The 23,584-nt window shown below is 63.0% G+C and carries 14 protein-coding genes and 1 riboswitch; of the genes, 5 read left to right on the top strand and 9 right to left on the bottom strand.

What is annotated here, in order from left to right; translation table 11 throughout:
* Positions 1-30: 30 nt before the first annotated feature.
* Positions 31-468, bottom strand: coding sequence for a hypothetical protein (locus EA798_RS01420; RefSeq protein ID WP_106157314.1), 438 nt, complete (start codon positions 466-468; stop codon positions 31-33).
* Between the two features lie 166 nt (positions 469-634).
* A riboswitch (S-adenosyl-L-homocysteine riboswitch) is annotated at positions 635-718 on the top strand.
* Positions 719-742: 24 nt separating this feature from the next.
* Between EA798_RS01420 and ahcY the strand changes: the two genes are divergently transcribed.
* The 3 genes from ahcY (at position 743) to EA798_RS01405 (ending at position 5,229) form a co-directional block, all read left to right on the top strand.
* Complete coding sequence (gene ahcY, locus EA798_RS01415) at positions 743-2,149, top strand: adenosylhomocysteinase (protein WP_106157313.1); 1,407 nt, start codon at positions 743-745, stop codon at positions 2,147-2,149.
* Positions 2,150-2,324: 175 nt separating this feature from the next.
* On the top strand, positions 2,325-3,176 hold the full coding sequence (gene metF, locus EA798_RS01410) for a methylenetetrahydrofolate reductase [NAD(P)H] (RefSeq protein ID WP_106157312.1): 852 nt from the start codon (positions 2,325-2,327) through the stop codon (positions 3,174-3,176).
* Between the two features lie 235 nt (positions 3,177-3,411).
* Positions 3,412-5,229 carry an RNA helicase RhlE2 gene (locus tag EA798_RS01405; RefSeq protein WP_122097798.1) on the top strand — a complete coding sequence of 606 codons (1,818 nt, stop codon included), beginning with the start codon at positions 3,412-3,414 and terminating at the stop codon, positions 5,227-5,229.
* A gap of 90 nt (positions 5,230-5,319) precedes the next feature.
* Here the strand turns inward: EA798_RS01405 and EA798_RS01400 are convergent, their stop codons facing one another.
* From EA798_RS01400 to EA798_RS01380, 5 genes are all read right to left on the bottom strand, one after another.
* Positions 5,320-6,744: an AdeC/AdeK/OprM family multidrug efflux complex outer membrane factor gene (locus tag EA798_RS01400; protein ID WP_122097797.1), complete on the bottom strand. Its 1,425-nt coding sequence runs from the start codon at positions 6,742-6,744 to the stop codon at positions 5,320-5,322.
* Positions 6,741-9,878, bottom strand: a complete 3,138-nt coding sequence (locus EA798_RS01395) for an efflux RND transporter permease subunit (protein ID WP_106157309.1) — start codon at positions 9,876-9,878, stop codon at positions 6,741-6,743. Before EA798_RS01395 ends, EA798_RS01400 begins: the two co-directional genes overlap by 4 nt.
* Before the next feature lie 14 nt (positions 9,879-9,892).
* Positions 9,893-11,035 (bottom strand): efflux RND transporter periplasmic adaptor subunit, encoded by a 1,143-nt coding sequence (locus EA798_RS01390; protein ID WP_106157308.1) that lies wholly within the window; start codon positions 11,033-11,035, stop codon positions 9,893-9,895.
* Positions 11,036-11,295: 260 nt separating this feature from the next.
* Positions 11,296-11,871 (bottom strand): YceI family protein, encoded by a 576-nt coding sequence (locus EA798_RS01385; RefSeq protein WP_122097796.1) that lies wholly within the window; start codon positions 11,869-11,871, stop codon positions 11,296-11,298.
* A gap of 25 nt (positions 11,872-11,896) precedes the next feature.
* Positions 11,897-12,451, bottom strand: a complete 555-nt coding sequence (locus EA798_RS01380; protein ID WP_106157306.1) for a cytochrome b — start codon at positions 12,449-12,451, stop codon at positions 11,897-11,899.
* Positions 12,452-12,614: 163 nt separating this feature from the next.
* On the opposite strand from EA798_RS01380, the gene EA798_RS01375 reads away from it, so the two are divergent.
* Positions 12,615-14,018 carry an adenosylmethionine--8-amino-7-oxononanoate transaminase gene (locus EA798_RS01375; protein ID WP_122097795.1) on the top strand — a complete coding sequence of 468 codons (1,404 nt, stop codon included), beginning with the start codon at positions 12,615-12,617 and terminating at the stop codon, positions 14,016-14,018.
* A 91-nt stretch (positions 14,019-14,109) separates the two neighbouring features.
* Complete coding sequence (locus tag EA798_RS01370) at positions 14,110-14,826, top strand: 16S rRNA (uracil(1498)-N(3))-methyltransferase (RefSeq protein ID WP_122097794.1); 717 nt, start codon at positions 14,110-14,112, stop codon at positions 14,824-14,826.
* Positions 14,827-14,850: 24 nt separating this feature from the next.
* Here EA798_RS01370 and EA798_RS01365 read toward each other — a convergent pair whose 3' ends face one another.
* From EA798_RS01365 to EA798_RS01355, 3 genes are read right to left on the bottom strand one after another with little or no spacing between them, the layout of a single operon-like run.
* The gene (locus tag EA798_RS01365; RefSeq protein WP_106157303.1) at positions 14,851-15,321 is read right to left on the bottom strand and encodes a chemotaxis protein CheW; all 471 of its coding nucleotides are present in this window, start codon (positions 15,319-15,321) and stop codon (positions 14,851-14,853) included.
* Positions 15,318-16,370 carry a chemotaxis protein CheB gene (locus EA798_RS01360; protein ID WP_106158794.1) on the bottom strand — a complete coding sequence of 351 codons (1,053 nt, stop codon included), beginning with the start codon at positions 16,368-16,370 and terminating at the stop codon, positions 15,318-15,320. Before EA798_RS01360 ends, EA798_RS01365 begins: the two co-directional genes overlap by 4 nt.
* A complete protein-coding gene (locus EA798_RS01355; RefSeq protein ID WP_122097793.1) occupies positions 16,363-23,574 on the bottom strand; it encodes an Hpt domain-containing protein in 7,212 nt (2,403 codons plus the stop codon). The genes EA798_RS01360 and EA798_RS01355 overlap by 8 nt, the downstream gene beginning before the upstream one ends.
* Positions 23,575-23,584 lie beyond the last annotated feature (10 nt).

Raw genomic sequence — 23,584 nt, 5'->3', positions numbered from 1 at the left:
TTCGTCAGCAAAGATTGCGCGAGTGGCCCGCTAGCGTGACCAGCTGCCGCCTGCACTCTCGCAATCAATCTTCGCCTGCGCCCGATCACTGGCGTGGTAGTGGTAGGTGACGATCGTCGCATCGTCACTGACCTGGGTCGGCAAGGTGCCGTTCTTTGCCTGGGACCCGGTGGCGCGCTCGTTGGCCAGGGTCTCCGGCGTCATCCGCGCGGTGCAGATGCCGAAGTGGCCGTCCGGGCAACTGTCACGGATCTCGCGACGAGAGTTCTTCACCGCCTCGTTGTCCTGACAGACCCAGTCGATGGCGTCGTCGTTATCCATACCGTGGAACTCGAAACACTGCTCGGTCACCACCGGAGCCGGAACTGCACCGGACGTTTCGCTGTGTACATAGCAGGACTGGGCAGCAGCCGGGAGGCTGAAGGCGCCGACAAGCAACACGGGCGCAAGGCGAAGCATGGGGTTCATGGCGGTCTCCTGAAACGGTTTCGCCCGGCAAGGGTCACCGAACCTGAAATTACGACCCTCCGCCCCACCACCTAGTTCGCGCAGCGCCGGGCTTGGGATTGCCGAGCGGCGCAGCTATAATCGCCGGGTTTTTCCCGATCGACTCCGCTTCGATCGTGCCCGCCACCCGTCCGAGGGGCGCTGCAGCAGGTGAAACCTGTCAGGCTCGGATGGGGCGTTTCCTAGAACGCATCAACGGCGCCCATTCGCATCTATACGAATGGAGAACTCTTCGATGAGTGCTGTCATGACGCCTGCCGGTTTCACCGACTTCAAGGTCGCCGACATTTCCCTGGCCGCCTGGGGCCGCCGCGAAATCATCATCGCCGAATCCGAGATGCCCGCGCTGATGGGCCTGCGCAGCAAATACGCGGCCGAGCAGCCGCTCAAGGGCGCGAAGATCCTCGGTTGCATCCACATGACCATCCAGACTGCCGTGCTCATCGAGACGCTGATTGCCCTCGGTGCCGAAGTGCGCTGGTCTTCCTGCAACATCTTCTCCACCCAGGACCAGGCCGCTGCCGCCATCGCCGCCGCCGGCATCCCGGTGTTTGCCTGGAAGGGCGAAACCGAGGAGGAGTACGAGTGGTGCATCGAGCAGACCATCCTCAAGGACGGCCAGCCGTGGGACGCCAACATGGTGCTGGACGACGGCGGTGACCTGACCCAGATCCTGCATGACAAGTACCCGCAGGTGCTCGAGCGCGTCCATGGCGTGACCGAGGAAACCACCACGGGCGTGCACCGTCTGCTCGACATGCTCAAGGGCGGCACGCTGAAGATTCCGGCGATCAACGTCAACGACTCGGTCACCAAGAGCAAGAACGACAACAAGTACGGCTGCCGCCACAGCCTGAACGACGCCATCAAGCGCGCCACCGACCACCTGCTGTCGGGCAAGCAGGCGCTGGTCGTCGGCTACGGCGATGTCGGCAAGGGCTCGGCCCAGTCGCTGCGCCAGGAAGGCATGATCGTCAAGGTCTCGGAAGTCGACCCGATCTGCGCCATGCAGGCCTGCATGGACGGCTTCGAGCTGGTCTCCCCCTACAAGAACGGCATCAACGATGGCACCGAAGCCAGCGTCGACGCGGCGCTGCTGGGCAAGATCGACCTGATCGTCACCACCACCGGTAACGTCAACGTGTGCGACGCCGGCATGCTCAAGGCGCTGAAGAAGCGCGCCGTGGTGTGCAACATCGGTCACTTCGACAACGAGATCGACACCGCCTTCATGCGCGCCAACTGGGGCTGGGAAGAGGTCAAGCCGCAGGTGCACAAGATCCACCGCACCGGCAAGACCGTCGACCCGACCAACGACGACTACCTGATCCTGCTGGCCGAAGGCCGCCTGGTGAACCTGGGCAACGCCACCGGCCACCCGAGCCGGATCATGGACGGCTCCTTCGCCAACCAGGTGCTGGCGCAGATCCACCTCTACAACGAGAAGTTCGCCGACCTGCCGGTGGCCGAGAAGAGCAAGAACGTCACCGTCATGGTGCTGCCGAAGAAGCTCGACGAGGAAGTGGCGCTGGAAATGGTCAAGGGCTTCGGTGGCGTGGTCACCCAGCTGACCACCAAGCAGGCGGAGTACATCGGCGTGACCGTCGAAGGCCCGTTCAAGCCGGACAGCTACCGCTACTGATGATGCGCGGGCTGGCAATCGCTGAAAGCGCATTGCCACCCGCCCCTGCCAATTAAGCGCAGGAGGCCAAGCCGAAGCAGGACGCAAGCACGTAAGCCGTCTTGCGTCCCGCTCCGACCTCCAGCGTTTAGAGGACGTCCTGGGCGCGCCGCGCCCGACCACCCTGGATTCGCCCATGAGCACATCCCCACGCCCCTCCATCAGCTTCGAGTTCTTTCCGACCAAGACCGATGCCGGGCACGAAAAACTGCTGAACGTGGCCCGCCAGCTGGCCGGCTACCAACCCGATTTCTTCTCCTGCACTTACGGTGCCGGTGGCTCGACCCGCGACCGCACGCTCAATACCGTGCTGCAGCTCGACGGCGAGGTAAAGGTGCCGACCGCGCCGCACCTGTCCTGCGTCGGCGACACCAAGGCTGAATTGCGCGAACTGCTGAACCTCTACAAGGATGCCGGCATCCAGCGCATCGTCGCCCTGCGCGGCGACCTGCCCTCCGGCATGGGCATGGCCAGCGGCGAGCTGCGCTACGCCAACGAACTGGTGGAGTTCATTCGCAGCGAGACCGGCGACCATTTCCACATCGAAGTGGCCGCCTACCCGGAAATGCATCCGCAGGCACGCAACTTCGAGGATGACCTGGCCAACTTCGTGCGCAAGGCCAGGGCCGGCGCGAACAGTGCCATCACCCAGTACTTCTTCAATGCCGACTGCTACTTCTACTTCGTCGAGCGTGTGCGCAAGCTCGGCGTGGATACACCGATCGTGCCGGGCATCATGCCGATCACCAACTACAGCAAGCTGGCGCGTTTCTCCGATGCCTGCGGCGCCGAGATTCCACGCTGGGTGCGCAAGCAGCTGGAAGCCTACGGCGACGACATGCAGAGCATCCAGGCGTTTGGCGAGCAGGTCATCACCGAGATGTGCGAGAAGCTGCTGGCTGGCGGTGCGCCGGGCCTGCACTTCTACACCCTGAACCAGGCCGAGCCGAGTCTGGCGATCTGGAACAACCTCGGCCTGTCGCGCTGAGTTCCCGCCAGCTCCGTAGAAATACGGAGCTGGCTAATGAACCCGTGACCTGCGACACTGTCAGAGCAATGCGGCGTTAACAGGCTCTGTTATACTCCGCGCTTCCGCCAGGCTTACGCCCGGATGCCGCTCCTATATTTATCTGCGGCAGGACCGGACGGGATCGCACGCCAGTCGCGATTCGAGCCAGGCATGATCATCCCAGGGCCTCGCCCCTAACAAGACAGGATTACTCATGTCCTTTGCTTCCCTCGGTCTCTCCGAGGCTTTGGCCGGTGCCGTCGAGGCTGCCGGTTACACCCAGCCTACCCCCGTGCAACAGCGGGCCATTCCCGCCGTGTTGCAAGGCCGCGACCTGATGGTTGCCGCCCAGACCGGAACCGGCAAGACAGGCGGTTTCGCCCTGCCGGTCCTCGAACTCCTGTTTCCGGGTGGTCACCCGGACCGTGAACACCGCTACGGCCCGAAACAGCCGCGCGTGCTGGTGCTGACACCGACCCGCGAGCTCGCCGCCCAGGTCCACGACAGTTTCAAGGTCTATGCCCGTGACCTGCCCCTGAAGAGCACCTGCATCTTCGGCGGCGTCGGCATGAACCCGCAGATCCAGGCGGTAGCCAAGGGTCTCGACGTGCTGGTCGCCTGCCCCGGCCGCCTGCTCGACCTGGCCAACCAGAAAGCCATCGACCTCTCCCATGTGGAAATCCTCGTCCTCGACGAAGCTGACCGCATGCTCGACATGGGCTTCATCCATGACGTCAAGAAGGTCCTGGCCAAGCTGCCGGCCAAGCGCCAGAACCTGCTGTTCTCGGCGACGTTCTCCAAGGACATCACCGATCTCGCCGGCAAGCTGCTGCACAACCCCGAGCGCATCGAGGTCACGCCGCCGAACACCACCGTCGAGCGTATCGAGCAGCGCATGTTCCGCGTGGCCGCCAGCCACAAGCGCGCCCTGCTCGCTCACCTGATCACCCAGGGTGCCTGGGAGCAGGTACTGGTCTTCACCCGTACCAAGCACGGCGCCAACCGCCTGGCCGAGTACCTGGAAAAGCACGGCCTGCCGGCTGCTGCGATCCATGGCAACAAGAGTCAGAATGCGCGGACCAAGGCTCTGGCCGACTTCAAGGCCAACCAGGTGCGCATCCTGGTCGCCACCGATATCGCCGCGCGCGGCCTGGATATCGATCAACTGCCGCACGTGGTCAACTTCGAGCTGCCCAACGTCGAAGAAGACTATGTCCACCGCATCGGCCGTACCGGTCGTGCCGGGCGCAGCGGTGAAGCCATTTCGCTGGTTGCTCCCGACGAGGAGAAGCTGCTCAAGGGCATCGAGCGGATGACCAAGCAGCGCATTCCCGAAGGCGACCTGATGGGCTTCGATGCCAGTGCCATCGAGGCGGAAAAGCCGGAGGTGCGCGAACCGCGCCAGCCGCGTCCGCCCCGTGGCGAAGGCAAGGCACGCGGCGAGCGTAACAAGCCTGCCGAAAAAGGCGCCGAGCAGAAGGAGCGCAACCGTCGCAGCCAGAGCAAGTCCCGCAAGCCTGCTCGCGATAGCGCCAGCGGCGAAGCGCAGGTCGTCGCACGCCCACCGCAGCTGCCCCCGGATCGCGCTCCGGACGAGTTCCGCGATGATGAGCTGGACAACTTCGGCAATCGCGTCGACTACGTCAGCCCCTATCAGAACAAGCAGAATCGTGGTCGCCGGCCTGGCGCTCCGGCCCAACCGGGTGGCACCCCGCGCGCAGCCGGAACCGCGCGTACTGGCGCTGCCGGTGCGGGCGCGCCTGCTGCTAAGGGCAAACGCCCAGGCCAGGCCCAGGGCGCACGCAATGGCCAGCCACGCAACGGTCAGCCAAGGCGCAAGAGCGAAGGCCGTCGTATCGACGAGCCTGTCGTTTCGCGACAGGAGGCCGCCAAGCCTCGTGAAAAGCAGCCGGTGATCATTCACAAGGAATCGAAGATCGATCGCCTGCCCAGCCTGGACCAGCTCGAACAGCTACCAACGCGCCCACGGGGCGAGAAGCCGGCCCTGCTGACGCGCAACCGCGAAGCCTGAGCCACAGATGAAAACGCCGCCCATTGGGCGGCGTTTTCGTTTCTGCACACTGCAGCGCCGCGGTGATCAGAATCACCGCAGCGGCTTAGCTCACCCGCCGGACGGCTGCGTCTGGCCGACCTCCTGCCAGCCACCACCCAGCGCCTTGAACAGATTGACCTCGCTGGTCATCTGCGCCAGGCGATCGCCAATCAGTTGCTGCTGCACGTTGAACAGCTGACGCTGGGCATCGAGCACAGTCAGGTAGCTGTCGACGCCAGTGCGATAGCGGCGCTCGGCGAGGTTGTAGTAGTCCTCGCTGGTCTGCAGCAGATCGCGCTGCGCCTGCACCTGACGCGTGTAGGTAGCCTGGGCGGCCAGCCCGTCGGCCACTTCGCGGAAGGCCGTCTGGATGGCTTTCTCGTACTGCGAGACCTGGATGTTCTTGCTGATCTGCGCGTAATCCAGGTTCGCCCGCAGCTGGCCGGCGTTGAATATCGGCACGCTGATGCTCGGCGAGAAACTCCAGTAACCGGAACCGCCGTCGAACAACCCGGACAACTCGCTGCTGGCGGTCCCCGCGGCACCGGTCAGGCTGATACGCGGAAAGAAGGCCGCGCGCGCCGCACCGATGCTGGCGTTGACCGCCCGCAACTGGTACTCCGCCTGCAGAATGTCCGGCCGCTGCTGCAGCAGATCGGAAGGCAGACCGATCGGCAGGGCCGCGAGCTGGGTCCGCTCCAGACCATCGCTAGATGGCAGCCCGGCCGGCAGGGCCTGGCCCAACAGCAAGGTCAGCGCGTTGCGGTCCTGCGCCACCAGGCGGGTGTACTGCTCGATGCTCACCCGCGCGCTGTCGACCGCACTGCGCGCCTGACGCAGCTCCAGCGCCGAGGCGACACCGACATCGAAACTGCGCTGGGTCAGGCCCAGGCTTTGCTCATAGGTCTTGAGCGTGTCACGGGTGACCTGCAGCAATGCCTGATCGGCCTGCAGCGTCAGCCAGGCGTTGGCGACGCTGGCAATCAGGCTGATCTGGGTACTGCGCTGCGCAGCTTCGCTGGCGAAGTACTCTTCCAGCGCCTGGTCGCGGAGACTGCGCAGGCGGCCGAACAGATCGAGCTCCCAGGACACGCCGAACGTTGCGCTGTACTGGCTGCTGATGGCCGGCTCGCCGGTCATGTTCAGGTCACCCGGCATACGGCTGCGCGTGCCGGAACCATCGGCACTCACTGCCGGCAGCACATCGGCACGCTGTACGCGATACAGCGCGCGGTAGGCATCGACATTGAGCGCCGCGATGCGCAGGTCGCGGTTGTTCTCCAGCGCGACCTCGATCAGCTGCTGCAGCGCCGGATCACGGAAGAATTCGCGCCAGCCAAGCGCCCGCTCGGAGGCCAGCGCAGCGCCCTGCGGGTAGGCTTCGCCCTGCGGCCAATCGGCGGCCACCGGGGCATCGGGACGCTGATACTCCGGTATCAGCGAGCAGCCACCCAGCGCCGCCACAAGGGCGAGGGTCAGTAGAGACTTGTTCACAGCGACTCCTCCTTCGCGGCCTGGTTGGCGGACGTCGTGCGGTCGAAGAACGTACAGATCATCACGTAGAACAACGGAATCCAGAAGATCGCCAGCACCGCAGCGGTCAGCATGCCGCCGATCACGCCCGTGCCGATGGCATGCTTGCTGCCCGCACCGGCGCCAGACGCAACGGCCAGCGGCACGACGCCGAGGATGAACGCCAGCGAGGTCATGATGATCGGACGCAGACGCATGCGGCAGGCCTGCAGCGCCGCATCGGCGTAGCTCATGCCCTGCTCGTGCAGCGCCTTGGCGAACTCGACGATAAGGATCGCGTTGCGCGCCGACAGACCAATGGTGGTGACCAGGCCGACCTGGAAGAACACCTCATTGGACAGCCCGCGCAGCATGGTGAACGCCAGCGCACCAACGATACCCAGCGGCACGACGAGCATGACCGAGAACGGAATCGACCAGCTCTCGTACAGTGCTGCCAGGCAGAGGAACACCACCAGCAGCGACAGTGCGTAGAGCGCCAGCGTCTGCGAGCCCGCCAGCCGTTCCTCATAGGACTGGCCGGTCCAGGAATAGCCCACGCCCGGCGGCAGCTGAGCGACGATGCGCTCCACCTCGGCCATGGCATCACCGGAGCTGTAGCCAGGCGCAGGCTCACCAAGCATCTCGATCGCGCTGACGCCGTTGTAGCGGGACAGCTTCGGCGAACCGTAAGTCCATTCGCCGCTGGCGAAGGCACTGAACGGGACCATCTCACCGGCATCGTTGCGCACATACCACTTCGCCAGGTCTTCGGGATTCATGCGGGCATCGGCGACGCCCTGCAGATAGACCTTCTTGACCCGGCCACGATCGATGAAGTCATTGACGTAGCGCCCACCCCAGGCAATCGACAGCGTGCTGTTGATCTCCGCCAGCGAAATGCCCAGAACCCGTGCCTTCTCATCGTCGATAAGCACCTGATACTGCGGTTCATCGCGCAGAGTGTTCGGCCGCACGCGGGTCAGCACCGGACTCTGGCTGGCCAGCTGCATGAACTTGTCGCGCGCTTGCTGCAGCACCTCCTGGCCCACCCCAGCCCGGTCCTGCAGGAAGAAATTGAAGCCCGTGGCGTTACCCAACTCCATCACCGCTGGCGGTGCGAAGGCGAATACCTGGGCATCGCGGAAGCTGGCGAAATGCTGTTGCGCACGCTGGGCAAGAGCGAAAACGCTGTCTTCCTTGTTGGTGCGTTCGCTCCACGGCTTCAGACCGATGAAGGCGATACCCGAACTCTGACCGCGTCCGGCAAAGCTGAAGCCGGTCACGGTGAACACGGAACGGACGATGTCGCCCTCTTCTTCCAGCAGATAGCTGCGCATTGCATCGATGCTCTGCTGGGTACGTTCGGCGGTCGAACCCGAAGGCGTCATCACCTGGGCGAACAGCACGCCCTGGTCTTCCTCCGGCAGGAATGCCGAGGGGATGCGGGTGAAGAGCACCACCATGACGCCAACGATCAGCACATAGAGCAACAGGAACGGCGCCTTGCGCTTGAGTACGGCTTTCACACCGCGCTCATACCCATTGACGCTGCGCTCGAAGGTACGGTTGAACCAGCCGAAGAAGCCGCGCTTTTCGTGATGGTCGTCCTTGTCGATGGGCTTGAGCAGTGTCGCGCAAAGTGCCGGGGTAAAGATCAGCGCCATCAGCACCGAGAGCACCATCGCCGATACGATGGTGATCGAGAACTGCCGGTAGATGACCCCGGTCGAGCCACCGAAGAAGGCCATCGGCAGCAACACCGCAGACAACACCACACCAATGCCGATCAGCGCACCCTGGATCTGCCCCATGGACTTGCGCGTGGCTTCCAGCGGCGAGAGACCCTCCTCGCGCATCACCCGCTCGACGTTCTCCACCACCACGATGGCGTCGTCCACCAGCAGACCGATCGCCAGAATCATGGCGAACATGGTCAGGGTGTTGATACTGAAGCCGAACACCGCCAGCACGCCGAAGGTACCCAGCAGCACCACCGGCACCGCCAGCGTCGGCACCAGGGTTGCGCGAAAATTCTGCAGGAACAGGTACATCACCAGGAACACCAGCACGAACGCCTCGAGCAGCGTGTGCATGACCCCGGTGATGGAGGCGGAAATGACCGGCGTGGTGTCGTACGGATAGACCACCTCGACGCCCGGCGGGAAGAACGGCTTGAGCTCGTCGATGGTCTTGCGCACGCCTTCGACGGTATCCAGCGCATTAGCGCCGGTTGCCAGTTTCAGCGCCAGACCAGCCGCAGGCTTGCCGTTGAAATGGGCGCTGACGGCGTAGGTTTCCCCGCCCAGCTCGACCCTGGCAACGTCGCCCAGGCGTACCTGGGAGCCGTCGCTGTTGACCTTGAGCAGAATGTTGCGGAACTGCTCAGGCGTCTGCAGACGGGTCTTGCCGATCACCGTGGCGTTGAGCTGCTGCCCGGGCAGCGCCGGCAGTCCGCCGAGCTGACCGGAGGAAATCTGGACGTTCTGCGCCTGAATTGCCGTGCTCACATCCACCGGCGTCAGGCTGAAGTTGTTCAGCTTGGCCGGATCGAGCCAGATGCGCATCGCGTACTGGGCACCGAACACCTGGAAGTCGCCGACACCCTTGGTGCGGGAGATCGGATCCTGCATGTTGGCGACGATGTAGTTGGCCAGGTCGCGCTGATCCAGACTGCCGTCGGTAGAGACCAGCCCGATGACGATGAGGAAGTTGCGCACTGCCTTGGTGACGCGGATGCCCTGCTGCTGAACCTCCTGCGGCAGCAGCGGTGTCGCCAGCTGCAGCTTGTTCTGCACCTGGACCTGGGCGATATCGGGGTTGGTGCCCTGATCGAAGGTCACGGTAATGGTCATGCTGCCGTCGGAGTTGCTCTCCGAGGAGATGTAGCGCAGCCCGTCGATACCGTTGAGCTGCTGCTCGATAACCTGCACCACGGTGTCCTGCACGGTCTGTGCAGAGGCGCCAGGGTAGCTCACCGAAATGCCAACGGCAGGCGCGGCGATGCTCGGGTACTGGTTGACCGGCAACTTGAGAATGGACAGGCCGCCGGCGAGCATGATCACCAGGGCAATCACCCAGGCGAAGATCGGCCGGTCGATAAAGAATCTGGACATGGACTAGAAACCCCTCAGCCTTCTTGGCCTTGGGGCTGTGCTGGCACCCCACCGCGATTATCGACATTGGTCGCCGGGACCACTTCGACTTCCACTCCCGGCTGAATGAACTGCAGGCCTTCGGTGATCACCCGATCACCCGGCTGCAGGCCTTCACCCACCAACCAGCGATTGCCCACGGCACGTTCGGTCTTGATCGGTCGCACCTCGACCTTGTTTTCGGCGTTGACCACCATGGCGGTCGGATTGCCCTTGGTGTTGCGCGTCACGCCCTGCTGCGGCACCAGAATCGCCTCGCTCTTCATCCCCGCCACCAGTTGCGCATGCACGAACATACCCGGCAGCAGATCCTTGTCCGGGTTCGGGAACACGGCACGCAAAGTAACCGACCCGGTACCGGCATCGACGGTCACTTCGCTGAACTCAAGCTTGCCTTCATGTGCGTAGTCGCTGCCATCCTCAAGCTTCAGGGTGACCTTTGCCGCGTTGTCGCCGGACTTCTGCAGGCGCCCTTCGGCCAGATCCCGGCGCAGCGCGAGCAGATCCCGGGCCGGCTGGGTCACGTCGACGTAGATCGGGTCGAGCTGCTGGATCGTCGCCAGTTCCTGGGCCTGGCCATTGCTGACCAACGCACCTTCGGTGACAGCAGAACGGCCAATGCGGCCGGAGATCGGCGCCAGCACCTTGGTGTAACGCACATCGATCCGGGCTCGCTCCAGCTCGGCCTCGGCTTGCAGGCTGGCGGCGCGGGCCTCGTCATACGCCTGCTTGCTGACGGCCTGGTCCTTGACCAGCTCGGCATAACGGTCGGCCAGCGACTTGCTGGAAGCCACGCTCGCCTGGGCACTCTTCAACGTGGCTTCGTATACCGATGGATCAATCTGATACAGCTGCTGCCCGGCCTTTACGTCACTGCCTTCGGTAAACAGGCGCTTCTGGATGATGCCGTTGACCTGCGGTCGCACTTCGGCGATGCGGTAGGCGCGGGTACGTCCCGGCAGATCGGTCGTCACCGCGAAGGGTTCCGCCTGCAGGGTCACGATACCTACCGTAGGCTTCTGCTGCGCCGGCGGCGCCGCTTCCTCCTGGCAACCTGCCAGGAAAACGGCCATGGCGAGAATGGACATCAGGGCAGCATTGGCTGACTTGATTGACATGGATAGACCTCTTGAAAACCTGGCAGGCGGGATTGAGCAACGGTGCGCCGCGCAAACGGAGTGCGGGATGAGCCGAAATATACTTACATCCATGACTGTCTGTAAACCGGCAAACGCTTATCGCTCCCATATAAAATGTTGCGAAACATGCGCCGCAGACCTCTGCGTCGGCGCTCGACAGCTGCGCAGACCATGCAACATACGCCCCCTGCAACGCAGAACGCCGGCTAGCTGCCGGCGTTCCTGATCCGCTAGGACCCCTACTTGCGCACACCTTCGACCGAGATGATCAGGTCGACCGTCTGCGAGGCCGGGCCCAGATCCATCTTGATGTCGAAGTCCTTGAGCGTCAGCGTGGTGCTGCCCTCGAAGCCGGCACGATAGCCACCCCAAGGGTCCTTGCCCTCACCGATGAATTTGGCAGCGATCACGACCGGTTTGGTGACACCATTGAGGGTCAGATTGCCGGTGATATCGGCTGTGCCGTCGCCAGTAGGCTTCACCGAGGTCGACTCGAAGGTTGCCGTCGGGTGCTTGGCGACATTGAGGAAGTCGTCGCTGCGAAGGTGCTTGTCACGCTCGGCGTGGTTGGTATCGACGCTGGCAGTCTTCAGCGTGACATTGACCTTGCTCTCTGCCGGCTTGGCCGCATCGAAGCTGAACGCGCCGTCGAAGTCCTTGAAGGTGCCCCACAGCCAGCTGTAGCCCAGGTGGCTGATCTTGAAGTTGACGAAGGCGTGCTGGCCTTCCTTGTCGATGGCGTAGTCGGCAGCGAAGGCCTGGCCGCCTGCCAGGGCAGAACCCAGAACCAGTGCTGCGAGCGTTTTCTTGAGCATCGATGAGTCTCCTGTGGGATGGTGATTAACCGGGATTACGACCGAGCATGCGCCTGAGTGTCGCGTCGCGGTCGATGAAGTGATGTTTGAGTGCGGCCAGCGCATGTAGAACGGCGAGGATCACCAATGCCCAGGCGGCGTACTCGTGGACCAGCCCGGCAGTATCGGCCTGGTTGGGAATGGAGGTGATCAGCGCGGGTACGTCGAACAGGCCGAATACGCTGATCGCTCGGCCATCGGCGGTGGATATCAGGTAGCCCGACATCATCACCAGGAACAGCCCCAGATACAGCACACTGTGACCCAACTTCGCCGCCGCCTGCGTCAGCCGGCCCTGGCTCGCAAGCGGCCCAGGCGCAGGACTGACAAAACGCCAGAGCACCCGCACCAGCATCACCAGGAACAGCACCAGGCCGATGCTCTTGTGCAGATCCGGCGCGGTGCGGTACCAGCTGCTGTAGTAGGTCAGCCCAACCATCCAGTAGCCCAGACCGAACAGGCCGAACACGGCCGCGGCGACCAGCCAATGCAACACGATACTGGTCAGTCCGTAGTGGGTGGAGGAGTTACGCCAGCGCATTGATTTCATCCTTTGAATTTCAGACCTGGAAGCCTAGCCGGTTACCTATCGGAATAGAGCGCATTTTTTAGCTTTGAAACATCGAGCAAATCGATAACTGATCACATGAAGTCTTGCCTGAACGCTTCTGCTAGGCTTCGCGACTCATTGCGGAGGAGTAACGATGAGCCTGAACGACAGCTGGATGCAACGCGACCTCGCCGTGCTCTGGCACCCCTGCACCCAGATGAAAGATCACGAACAGCTGCCGCTGATTCCGATTCGCCGCGGCGACGGCGTGTGGCTGGAGGACTTCGACGGCAAGCGCTACCTCGACGCCGTCAGCTCCTGGTGGGTCAATGTGTTCGGCCACGCCAACCCGCGTATCAATCAGCGCATCAAGGATCAGGTTGATCAGCTCGAGCACGTCATGCTCGCCGGCTTCAGCCATCAGCCGGTGGTCGAGCTGTCGGAACGACTCGTTGCACTGACGCCAGCCGGGCTGGATCGCGTCTTCTATACCGACAACGGCTCGACCGGCATCGAGGTGGCGCTCAAAATGAGCTTCCACTACTGGCGCAACAGCGGTCGCGGCCAGAAGCAGCGCTTCGTCACCCTGACCAACAGCTACCACGGCGAAACTGTCGCAGCGATGTCGGTGGGCGATGTCGCACTCTTCACCGACACCTACAAGCCGCTGTTGCTGGATACCTTCAAGGTGCCGAGCCCGGACTGCTACCTGCGGCCCGAGGGCGTGAGCTGGGAAGACCATTCGCGGCGGATGTTCGCCCACATGGAACAGACGCTGGCCGAGCACCATCAGGACATCGCCGCGGTCATCGTCGAACCGCTGATTCAGGGCGCCGGCGGCATGCGCATGTATCACCCGGTCTACCTCAAATTGCTGCGTGAAGCCTGCGACCGCTACGAGGTGCATCTAATCCACGACGAGATCGCCGTCGGTTTCGGCCGCACCGGCACCATGTTCGCCTGCGAGCAGGCCGGCATCACGCCCGACTTTCTCTGTCTGTCCAAAGCCCTCACGGGCGGCTACCTGCCGATGGCCGCGGTGCTGACGACGGACAGGATGTACCAGGCGTTTTACGACGACTACTCGACGCTGCGGGCCTTCCTCCACTCGCACACCTACACCGGCAATCCACTGGCCTGCGCCGCAGCGCTGGCAACGCTGGACATCTTCGCCGAAGACAATGTCATCGAAGCGAACAAGGCGCTGGCCACGCGCATGGCCAGCGCCACCGCACACCTGGTCGACCATCCGCATGTGGCCGAAGTCCGCCAGACCGGCATGGCACTTGCCATCGAAATGGTGCAGGACAAGGCCAGTCGCACCCCTTATCCCTGGCAGGAACGTCGCGGTCTCAAGGTCTACCAACATGCGCTGGAGCGAGGCGCATTGCTGCGTCCGCTCGGTAGTGTGGTGTATTTCCTGCCTCCGTATTGCATCACCGAAGAACAGATCGACTTTCTTGCCACTGTCGCCAGTGAAGGCATCGACATCGCCACACGAGAAGCTTCGGTATCCGGACCAAGCGGCAGCTACCCAGGCTTCCGCGATCCAGGCTGACGCTGATTTGGTATCGAAGCGAGGCGGCCTGCGAGCCGGGCTGCCGATGCTTTAGACTTGTCGCCTCCGACTTTCCGCCTGAAGCTGCCCTATGCGCCTATCCCGCTTCTTCATCGACGCTCCGCTCTCTCTCGGTCAGCATCCGCTGCCTGAAGCATCGGCCCACTACATCAGTCGGGTGCTGCGCCTTGCCGCCGGCAGTGCCGTGCAACTGTTCGACGGCAGCGGCTACGAGTTTCTCGGAGAACTGGTGGAGGTCGGCAAGAAATCCGTCACCGTCGAACTGCGCGAGCGCCTGAACGGCATGCCGGAGTCGGCGCTACAGATACATCTGGGCCAGGGACTGTCGCGCGGCGAGCGGATGGATTGGGCGATTCAGAAGGCCACCGAGCTGGGCGTCGCGCAGATTACTCCGATCATCAGCGAGCGCTGCGAGGTTCGCCTCAACGACGAGCGTGCCGACAAACGCCTGGCTCACTGGCGGCAGATAGCGATCAGCGCCTGCGAGCAATGTGGCCGGTCGGTTCTGCCGATCATTCACGCGCCCACCAGCCTGCGCGACTGGCTGACTGTCGAGGCAGAACTGAAGTTGGTGTTACATCCGATAGCCGACCCGCTGGCGAGCCATGCGAAGCCGCAGACGCTGGCGTTTCTGATCGGGCCGGAAGGTGGTTTGAGCGAAAACGAAGTCGAGCACGCCGCCGCGCAGGGGTTCCTGCCCGCCAGGCTCGGCCCGCGGGTGCTGCGCACCGAGACCGCACCAGTGGTGGCCTTGAGCGTGGCGCAGCAATTATGGGGGGACTTCTAGCGGGGCGTTGGCAACCAGGCGGGATCAGATCAGCCCGGCATCAGCCAGCTTCTGTTCCAGACCGACCAGATCGGGGATGCGCGCCTGCACGTCGCCGAGGTTGACGGCATCGAGCTCCAGCGGCGCAAGCGCCACATCCGCACGCGCCAGACTGGCATCAACCTTGATCGAGTGCGGAATGCCTTGCACCAGCAACGCGATGAACTTCACGTGATTGCGCCCGCCAACCGCATTGAGAACGGCCACCCGAGCGGTGTTGCTCACCGGCTGCGCCTGGCCGCTGGACGCCGCTTCGAACGAAAGCAGCGGCAGGCTCAGGTCGCGCCATTGCACCTGACCGAGAAACCAGGCCGGCATTCCCTGCACCGCCTGTGGCGCGCGGTAGGGAATCAACTCGGCGACCGCCACGTTGGGCATCAACAGCATCCGATCAGCAAGTGGCATCAGCAGCCCGGTAAGGCTTTCCGCATCCTGAGAAACGACCATCTGACTCATGAATTATCCCGTTTGAAAGACGTGGTGGGCGTGCCGACCTGATTGACCAGATGATTGACCAATGCCTGAGCCAGCTCACGCGGATCACCGCTGTAGGAGCTGTAGCCACCTTCGCGAAGGTTGTCCGGCATGCTCGAGCAGGCACAGGAGTCGGCACGCTGGGTCCAGACCCTACCGCCCTGGCGTAGCACATAGGCGGCAGCGGCACTGCCGTCACTGCCCATGCCGCTGAACGCGATGACGCCGCACCGCTCGCCAAACTGCTGGGCCAGATTCAGCATCATCTGATCGATCGACGGACTGTACGGCTCCGGCCAGCAGCGACCATTCAGTCTTGTAGTGCCATCGCTGTGGAAACCGAGCTCCTCGGCGATGGGCGCGATGACCACTTCGCCACAACGCACCGGCTCGCCTGCGCTGACCTGGCGAACCTGCCACTGACTGTGCCGCCCCACGGCCTGGGACAGCGCCGATTCGAAGCTGGCTTCGATGTGCTGCGCATAGATGAAGCCCACCGGAAGACCGCCGGGCAGCGCATCGAGAAAGGCCTTCACCGCCTCCGGCCCGCCCAGCGAAGCCGCCAGCAGCCATACCTGACCAGCCGGTTCACCGGCCAGCAAGGCGGTATCGGCCAGCAGCGGTGGAAGCGTCAGGCGTTCCGGGCGCTGCCCTTCGCCCTGCAGCACATCCAGACGCGGGCCCACCGCGCGCGATGGATCGCCCACCAGGCGTTTTAACTTGCTGAAAAGACTGCGCTCCCAGCGCGGATAGAACTCCGAATGGCGCTCCGGCGCACGCCCTTCACCGAACAGCACCCGCGTGGTGTCTCGCTCCAGCAGCGCATCCACCAATGGCGAGTCCTCGGTCTGCGCCAGATCGACGAGCCAGAGATCGGCTTCGGTGCTGTCCAGATCGGCGGGCTCCAGACGCGCCGGGTCGTTGTTCAGCACGACCTGATAACCGCTGCCGGTCAGCGCCTGCTGCAGCACGTGGCGCTGCAGCGAGGTATCGGCCAGAACCGCTATGCGTGCGCAGAGGACGTCAGACATCGGCATGGACCAGTCGCTGAATCGCCTCGAGCAATACCGACTCCTGGTACGGCTTGCCGAGGTACTCGTTGACGCCGATGCTCAACGCGCGATCGCGGTGCTTCTCGCCAGTACGCGAGGTGATCATGACGATCGGCAGGTCCTTCAGGCGTTCGTCGTGTCGCACCAGCGTGGCGACCTCGAAGCCGTCCATGCGCGGCATCTCGATGTCCAGCAGCATGATGTCCGGCTTGCGCTCCTGGAGTTGCGTAATGGCATCCACACCGTCCTTGGCGGTCAGTACGTTCATGCCGTTACGCTCCAGTAGACGACTGGTGACCTTGCGCACGGTGACCGAATCATCGACCACCATGACCAGTGTCGGCCGCTCGCTTTCCACCTCGACCGGCTCCTGCGCCTGATCGAACAAGCGCGGCTGTTGCAGCTGAGTGAGCTGATGCGCATGCAGCACACGGATGGTCGCCAGCAGGTCGAGAATTACCACCACACGACCGTCACCGAGGATCGTCGCACCGGAGATCCCGTGGACGCCGGCGAACTGCGGGCCGAGGCTCTTCACCACGATCTCGCGAGAGCCGGCGAGGCTGTCGACCTGCACCGCAACGCTGTGCTCTTTCGAACGGACCAGGATCACCGGCAAGGGCAGGCTTTGCCCGACCAGCTTCGGCTTCTGCCCGTTATTAAGGAGATCGCCGAGATACCGCAGCTCGTATGCCTGACCGGCATATTCGAACCGCGGCGCGTCGGGCTGGTAGTACGCCTCCAGCTCGTAGGGCGAGACACGCACGATACCTTCGATGGTATTCAGTGGAATCGCATAGAGATCCTCGCCGGAATACACCATCAGCGCCCGGTTGACGGATACCGTGAACGGCAGGCGAATCAGGAAGCGCGTGCCCTGGCCCAGGGCCGACTCGATGGTCATCGAACCGCCCAGTTGCTTGACCTCCGAGTGCACCACGTCCATGCCCACGCCACGCCCGGATATCTGGGTGACACGCTCCGCCGTGGAAAAACCGGCTTCCAGGATGAACTGCAGAATCTCGTGCTCGGAAAGGTCGCTATCGGCCACCATCAGACCGCGCTCGATCGCCTTGCGCCGTACTGCGTCCAGATTGATACCGGCGCCGTCATCGGCCAGCGTCAGAACGATGTCGCCACCCTCGCGCGCCAGATCCAGGCGGATGGTGCCCTGCTCGGGCTTGCCGACAGCGCGACGGCGCTCCACCGACTCGATGCCATGGTCGACGGCGTTACGCAGCATGTGCTCCAGCGGCGCGACGATCCGCTCAAGTACGCTGCGGTCCATTTCGCCGGTGGCGTTGCCGACCATGAATTCGACCTGCTTGCCGAGCTCACCCGCGACCTGCCGCACGATACGGCGCAGACGCGGAACCAGTCGCTCGAACGGCACCATGCGGGTACGCATGAGACCTTCCTGAAGCTCGGTATTGACCCGCGCCTGCTGCAACAGCAGGGTTTCGGCGTCACGGTTACGCGCAGCCAGGGTTTCTTTGAGGTCGAGCAAGTCGGACGCTGACTCGAACAGTGCACGCGAGAGCTGCTGCAACTGTGAGTGGCGGTCCATTTCCAACGGATCGAAATCGTCATAACCGGCGCGTTCGGCCTCGGCCTGGTAACGGCTGAGAATCTGCGCCTGGGTTTCGGTATCCAAACGACGCAACTGGTCGCGCACCCGCTCGATGGTCGCCTCCATCTCGCCGAGAGTGAAACCGACGTCACTGACCTGCTGCTCGACCCGCCCGCGGAAGATCGATGTCTCACCGGCCAGGTTGACCAGGCCCTCCAACAGGTCTGCGGGTACCTTGACCAACTCCTGCGGCGCGCGTCGTGCTGCCGCCTCCTGGGCTGCCAGCTGCGCACGTCTAATGAATGGCAACACCTTGGCGGGGCTGCTGCTCGGCGTGGGCTGAGTGCTGGCTGCGACGATCGGCTGCGCGAGCATCAGCGGCTCGCTCGGCAGTTGTGGCTCGATATCCTGCGCTTCAGGCTGTGACGCTTCGCTACCAGCGCTGCTTTCGTCACCTTCACTCGCCAGGCTCGCGCGAAGTTGTTCGACATCTTTCAGCAACGCGTCATAACCCTGCTGGACATCGAGGAACAGACTATCCGGCCAGGGGGCGCCTTGCTGCTGCGCCTCACCAAGCATCTGCTCCAGATCATGGGCCATGTTGCCCAGGTCAGTCTGCCCAGCCAGGCGCGCTCCACCCTTCAACGTATGCAGCACGCGCAGCATGTCGGCCAGGGGCGCTGCGTCTTCACGGCCGGCATCCCAACGACCGAGCGCCGATTCCATTTCCTCCAGCAGATCGTCAGCTTCCTCGACGAAGATATCGAGGATTTCAGCTTCGGCGGACTGCTGTGCATCGTCCTGAGCCGCCTTCAGCGAAACGCTGCTGGGAATGCTCAGCTGCTCTTCGGGGTTGTTGCGAAAACGCCGGATCGTTTCGATCAGGGCTTCACCGGTGGGAACCGGCTGGTGGGCCCGCACGGCTTCGAGCATTTCCGCCAGGCGGTCCTGGCAGGCCTGCAGCAGGCCGAACAACTCAGGACTGGCACGGTAGTTACCCGCGCACAACCCTTCGTAGAGAAACTCGAGCTCATGGGACAGATCGCCGATCTCGCGGATATCCGCCATCCGCGCGCCGCCTTTGAGGGTATGCAGATCCCGCTGCAGCGCCTCGAGCTCGAAACTGTTATCGACGTCAGCCATCCAACGCTGCAAACCACCTGCAGCGCTTTCGATGAGATCGAAACCTTCTTCGAGGAATATTTCCACCAGTTCCGGATCACGCTCGACATCGCTTTGTACCGGACTGGACATGTCGTCGAGCGGCGCTGGAGCCTCTTCCACTTCCGGAAGGCTGAATCCGATTTCGTCGAGGCCTTCGTCGGGCGACGCATCGACAGCGTGAAGCTCTACCTCCGCAGCTTGCTCCTGCGCCTCAGGTAAATCGTCCTCGTTCTCCAACAGCGAGATATCGAGCGAGTCAGAGGAAAGCGGCTCGTCCTGCGGCTGGTCGCCCTCGTATTCGGTCGTGAGCAGTTCTTCGTTCAGCAACGGATCATCAACAGGGAGAGGCTGACTGGCGTCGTTCACCTCGATGGGCTCGAATACCGGCAGGACTCCCTGGCGAAAGGCTTGCATCGATTCGATCAGCGCATCGGCGCAACTCATGGGCATTTCGCGCTGCAACTGCTCTAGCTGCAGTGCCAGGTGGTCATGGCTTCGCTGCAGCAGAGTCGCGAGTTCTTGCGAATGGACATAGCGTCCGTCGGAAAGCCCTTCGTAAAGCGATTCCAACTCATGGGCCAGATCGCCAATGGGGCGAATGGCAGCCATACGGGCGCCGCCCTTGAGGGTATGAAGATCGCGCAGCAGGGCTGATAGCGCCATCTGGTTGGCTGGATCAGCAAGCCAGCGATCGAGCGCATGGCCAGCGCTCTCCATAAGATCGACCGCTTCGTCGAGGAAAATCTCGACCATTTCATGATCAAGCTCGTCCTGCTCCTCGTCAGCGGGCGCATCCTCGATCGGCCACGCTTCGGCTTCGGCTTCGGCTTCGGCTTCGGCTTCGGCTTCGGCTTCGGCTTCGGCTGGCAAGAGTGTCAGTGGCGCTTCAATCGATACTGCAACCTGATCCGGCTCCCCTGATTGCGCAAAAGGTTGCTCCAGCAACAGCGGATCGACGGCTTCGGCGAGTAGCGCTTCAAGCCGCGCGACCAGTTCCGACTGTTCGCTGACCTGCAGCGCGGCAGCAACCTGGTCCATCATGCCAACCAGTGCCTCATGCCCTTGCTCGACATCGTCGAAGAATCGCTCGCTGACCGCCAGGCGACCCTCCTCCACCACCGCGTACAAACGCAGCAGCACCTGGCACAGCGCCTCCATCTGCGGCAGATCGGCCATCTTCGCGCCCTGCCCGAGCGTTGTCAGCTCCTGTAGCAGCGCCGAAAGCTCCTGACGCTCGGCCGGATGCGCGCGCCAGCTGCGCAGCAAGTCTTCGGCATCCAGCAGGATATCCATGCCTTCGGAGAGGAACAGCGCAATCATGTTCGGATCGCGAGCTTCACCTGCATCGTTGTGCTGACGAGCACCGGCTTCCACCAGCCTTGCCTGATGCAGGGAATGAACCTTGAGCAGAAACTCGGGGGCACCTTCGATCGGCGCCAGCGGCTCATGGTCGAGATTGGCCAACCCTTTGCGCAACAGCAGCTCGGCTTCATGCAGCAGTTCAGCTTCCGCCAGATCCATCTGAATCAGGTTGGTTTTGAACTCCTTGACCATCTTTTCCAGCGGTGTTGCGATCTCCGCGACGGGCAGAATGCCGGCCATGTGCGCACTGCCCTTGAGCGTATGCAACGCGCGCTGCAGCGCATCGGTAACGGGCTGAGGCAGACGCTGAGCACAATCGGCAAGGAAACTGACCAGCGTTGTCAGATGCGCCTCGGCTTCGTTGCGGAAGATTTCCAGCAGCTGAGGGTCGAGTGCGTCATCGTCGGCCGAAAAGGCGTCTGGGGACGAGTCTTCCGCTGGCGCCGCAGGCGTCTCCGCAGGCTGCGACAGTACCGCCGGCTGCCCCTTTGCCAGTGCATGCGCGGCAGCCGCCAACTGATCGACATCGTCGCGCTGACGCTGTGCCTTGGCTGCAAATTCGTCGACCAGCGCGGGCATCAGCGCGATGACTCCGGTCACCACCTGCTTGACTGAATCGGTGGCCTGGATGCTGCGATCCAGAACGCGGTTGAGCAGGTTCTCGATGGACCAGGCAAGTTCGCCAATGATCAGCGCACGTACCATTCGCCCGCTGCCTTTGAGCGTATGGAAGGCTCGGCGGACTTCACCCAGCGCCTCCTTGTCGTCGGTATCAGCAAACCAGCGCGGCAACTGCTCGCCAATGGTTTCCAGTACCTCTGCAGCCTCCTCGATGAAAACTTCAAGCAGATCCTCGTCGACCGGCTCCTCGTCTTCGGGTGGTGGCAACAGGCTGGGCGGGACGTCCTGGGCTGGCGGATTTATGGCTGCGACCGGTGCCGCCATGACCTGTTCCAGGCTGAGCGCGGGCTCTGGCTCAGCAACAGAAGGCTCAGCTTCGCTATATTCCGGCAGTGTCACGTCCGGAAGATCGAGTTCGGCAACCTGTGCCTCGCTCCAGTCACTCAGGACGGGCTCATCATCCACGGGCAGCATCTCAGGCGCCTGGACGTCGTCAGGCAGGCTGAAGATGATTTCTTCATCATCGGGCAGCTCTTCCAACGTCCATTCGGACCCGGTCCCAGTTTCTTCGTCGGCGCCGTCGGCTTGCGTATCAATGCCGAACAACACTTGCGGCTCGCTCGCAAGCCCGGCCTGCGCAGGAGCCTGAAGTTCATCCTGGGGAGCCGGGACGAACTTGAGTTCATCCGAAGCCAGCTCCTCGGGTAACACTTCGATTTCATCCAGCGGGTCGGCCAAGTCGGTTGCCACCGGCGCAGCCTCAGCTTCAACTGGCCGCGCACCTCCCAGCGAATAACCAAGGTTCTGCAGACTTTCTTCCGCGACGTCCAGAATCAGGTCACCCTGTGTACCGCAATCCTCGGAAAGGCGTTCGAGGTAATACTCGACGCTGGTAATGGCGTCGGCCAGGGTATCCAGACTCTGCCAATCCGGCACGGCCTTGCGGGCCAGGAGCTGGTCCTGGATATAGCCATTACAGGCCTGCAGCAAAGCCGCGGCGCGCTCCAGGGGGATCATCGCCAGCCCGCCACGAACCTGTGTCAGCAGCTCCGGCACCCGTGCAAGATGCTCGTGGTTCCACTGGGACGCGATGAACTCGATGATCGCGTCCTTGGCCTGCTCCAGGCCATTGCGCGCTTCACGAATCACCAGTTGGTGGATCTGAGCGACATCGGTGGTCGGCAGGTGGCTGGCTTCGTTGCGTTCCTCAACCGGACCTCCGACCATGCCAGCCAAGGTGGCTTCGACGTACAGCAGCGCCCCGGCGATATCCATCAGCACAGCGTCATCAGGCGCCTGCCGACCCTGCGCAACGGACTGTACGAGGACTATCTGGTCGAGCACGATCTTGCGTGGTTGTGCAAAGCCCAGAACAGCCAAGGTGTCGGCAATCTGCTTGAGCGGCACTTCAAGGCTGGCGAGATCGCCGATGATCTTGCGATCACTGCGCACGAACAGGTCAAGGCTATCCTTTACCCGCACCAGCTCTTCACAAAGCGCAGCCACCACCGAGCGCATCGCACCCCGGTCCGGGCCTGCCAGCTGGGCACGCTCCTGATCGACCACGGCACTGTCCGGCAGTGCTTCGTCGAGGCGGTATTGCTGCTTGAGCGACTGGATGCGCGGAGTCTGGCCCGGCGCCTTGGCGACGTAGAACAGCAGGTTCTTGATCAGCTCATCGGGAGCAGCCTGATTCAGGCCGTCTGCACCTTCCTCGACCAGCCGTTTGAGCTGCTTGTCGACCTGGCGCAACAGGGTGCGAACCGAGGTGCCGTGGCTTACCTCTCCGCTGGCCAGGCCTTCGACCATACCTGACGCGATCTGCCACAACGCTTCCAGTGGTGCATCCTTGCAGAGCACTTCCAGTCGCGCGAACACCCGGGCCATGTAGCCCAGGTTCGTCGGCAGATCCTGATTACGGATCACGCCGACCAGAGCCACCTGCAGCATCTGCCGTAACTTGCGCAGCAGCGCCGGCAGCTCATTCGTGCGCAGGCGGTCGACCGACTCCTGGGGCAACGCTGGAGCTCGGCCGGAAAGGTCCGGCGAAAAAAGACTGGTTTCGGAAAGAAGCTTTTCGCCGCGAGCGGCACGAAGATCGTTTAGCAGCGGGAGGACCACCATCGGCAGGTCGCGCCGGGCGCTCTGAATGCGATCCAGATAGGCGGGCAACTGCAGGATCGCCTGCATCATGACCTCGAGCGCTTCGCCCTGGTTCGTGACGCGGCCCTCCAACAGCGCGCGGGCCAGCTGTTCCATTTCCTCGGCAAGCAAGGCCGCGCCAAAGAACTCGACCATCTGCAGAGTGCCATGGACCTGGTGTACGTAGGTCAGGCAAAAGCGCATCCGAGTCGAGTCTTGAGGGTTCTCGACGAACGCCTCCAAGGCCTGACGCGCCTGCTTAAGCGTTTCGGCAATCTCGCCTTTCACCCACTCCAGGGCGACATAATCGTGCCGATCACCCATAGCGACTCCG

It is taken from the genome of Pseudomonas songnenensis, assembly GCF_003696315.1.
Classification (GTDB): domain Bacteria; phylum Pseudomonadota; class Gammaproteobacteria; order Pseudomonadales; family Pseudomonadaceae; genus Stutzerimonas; species Stutzerimonas songnenensis.
Note: the sequence above shows the minus strand (reverse complement) of the source record. Positions and strands in the feature narration are given on the sequence as shown.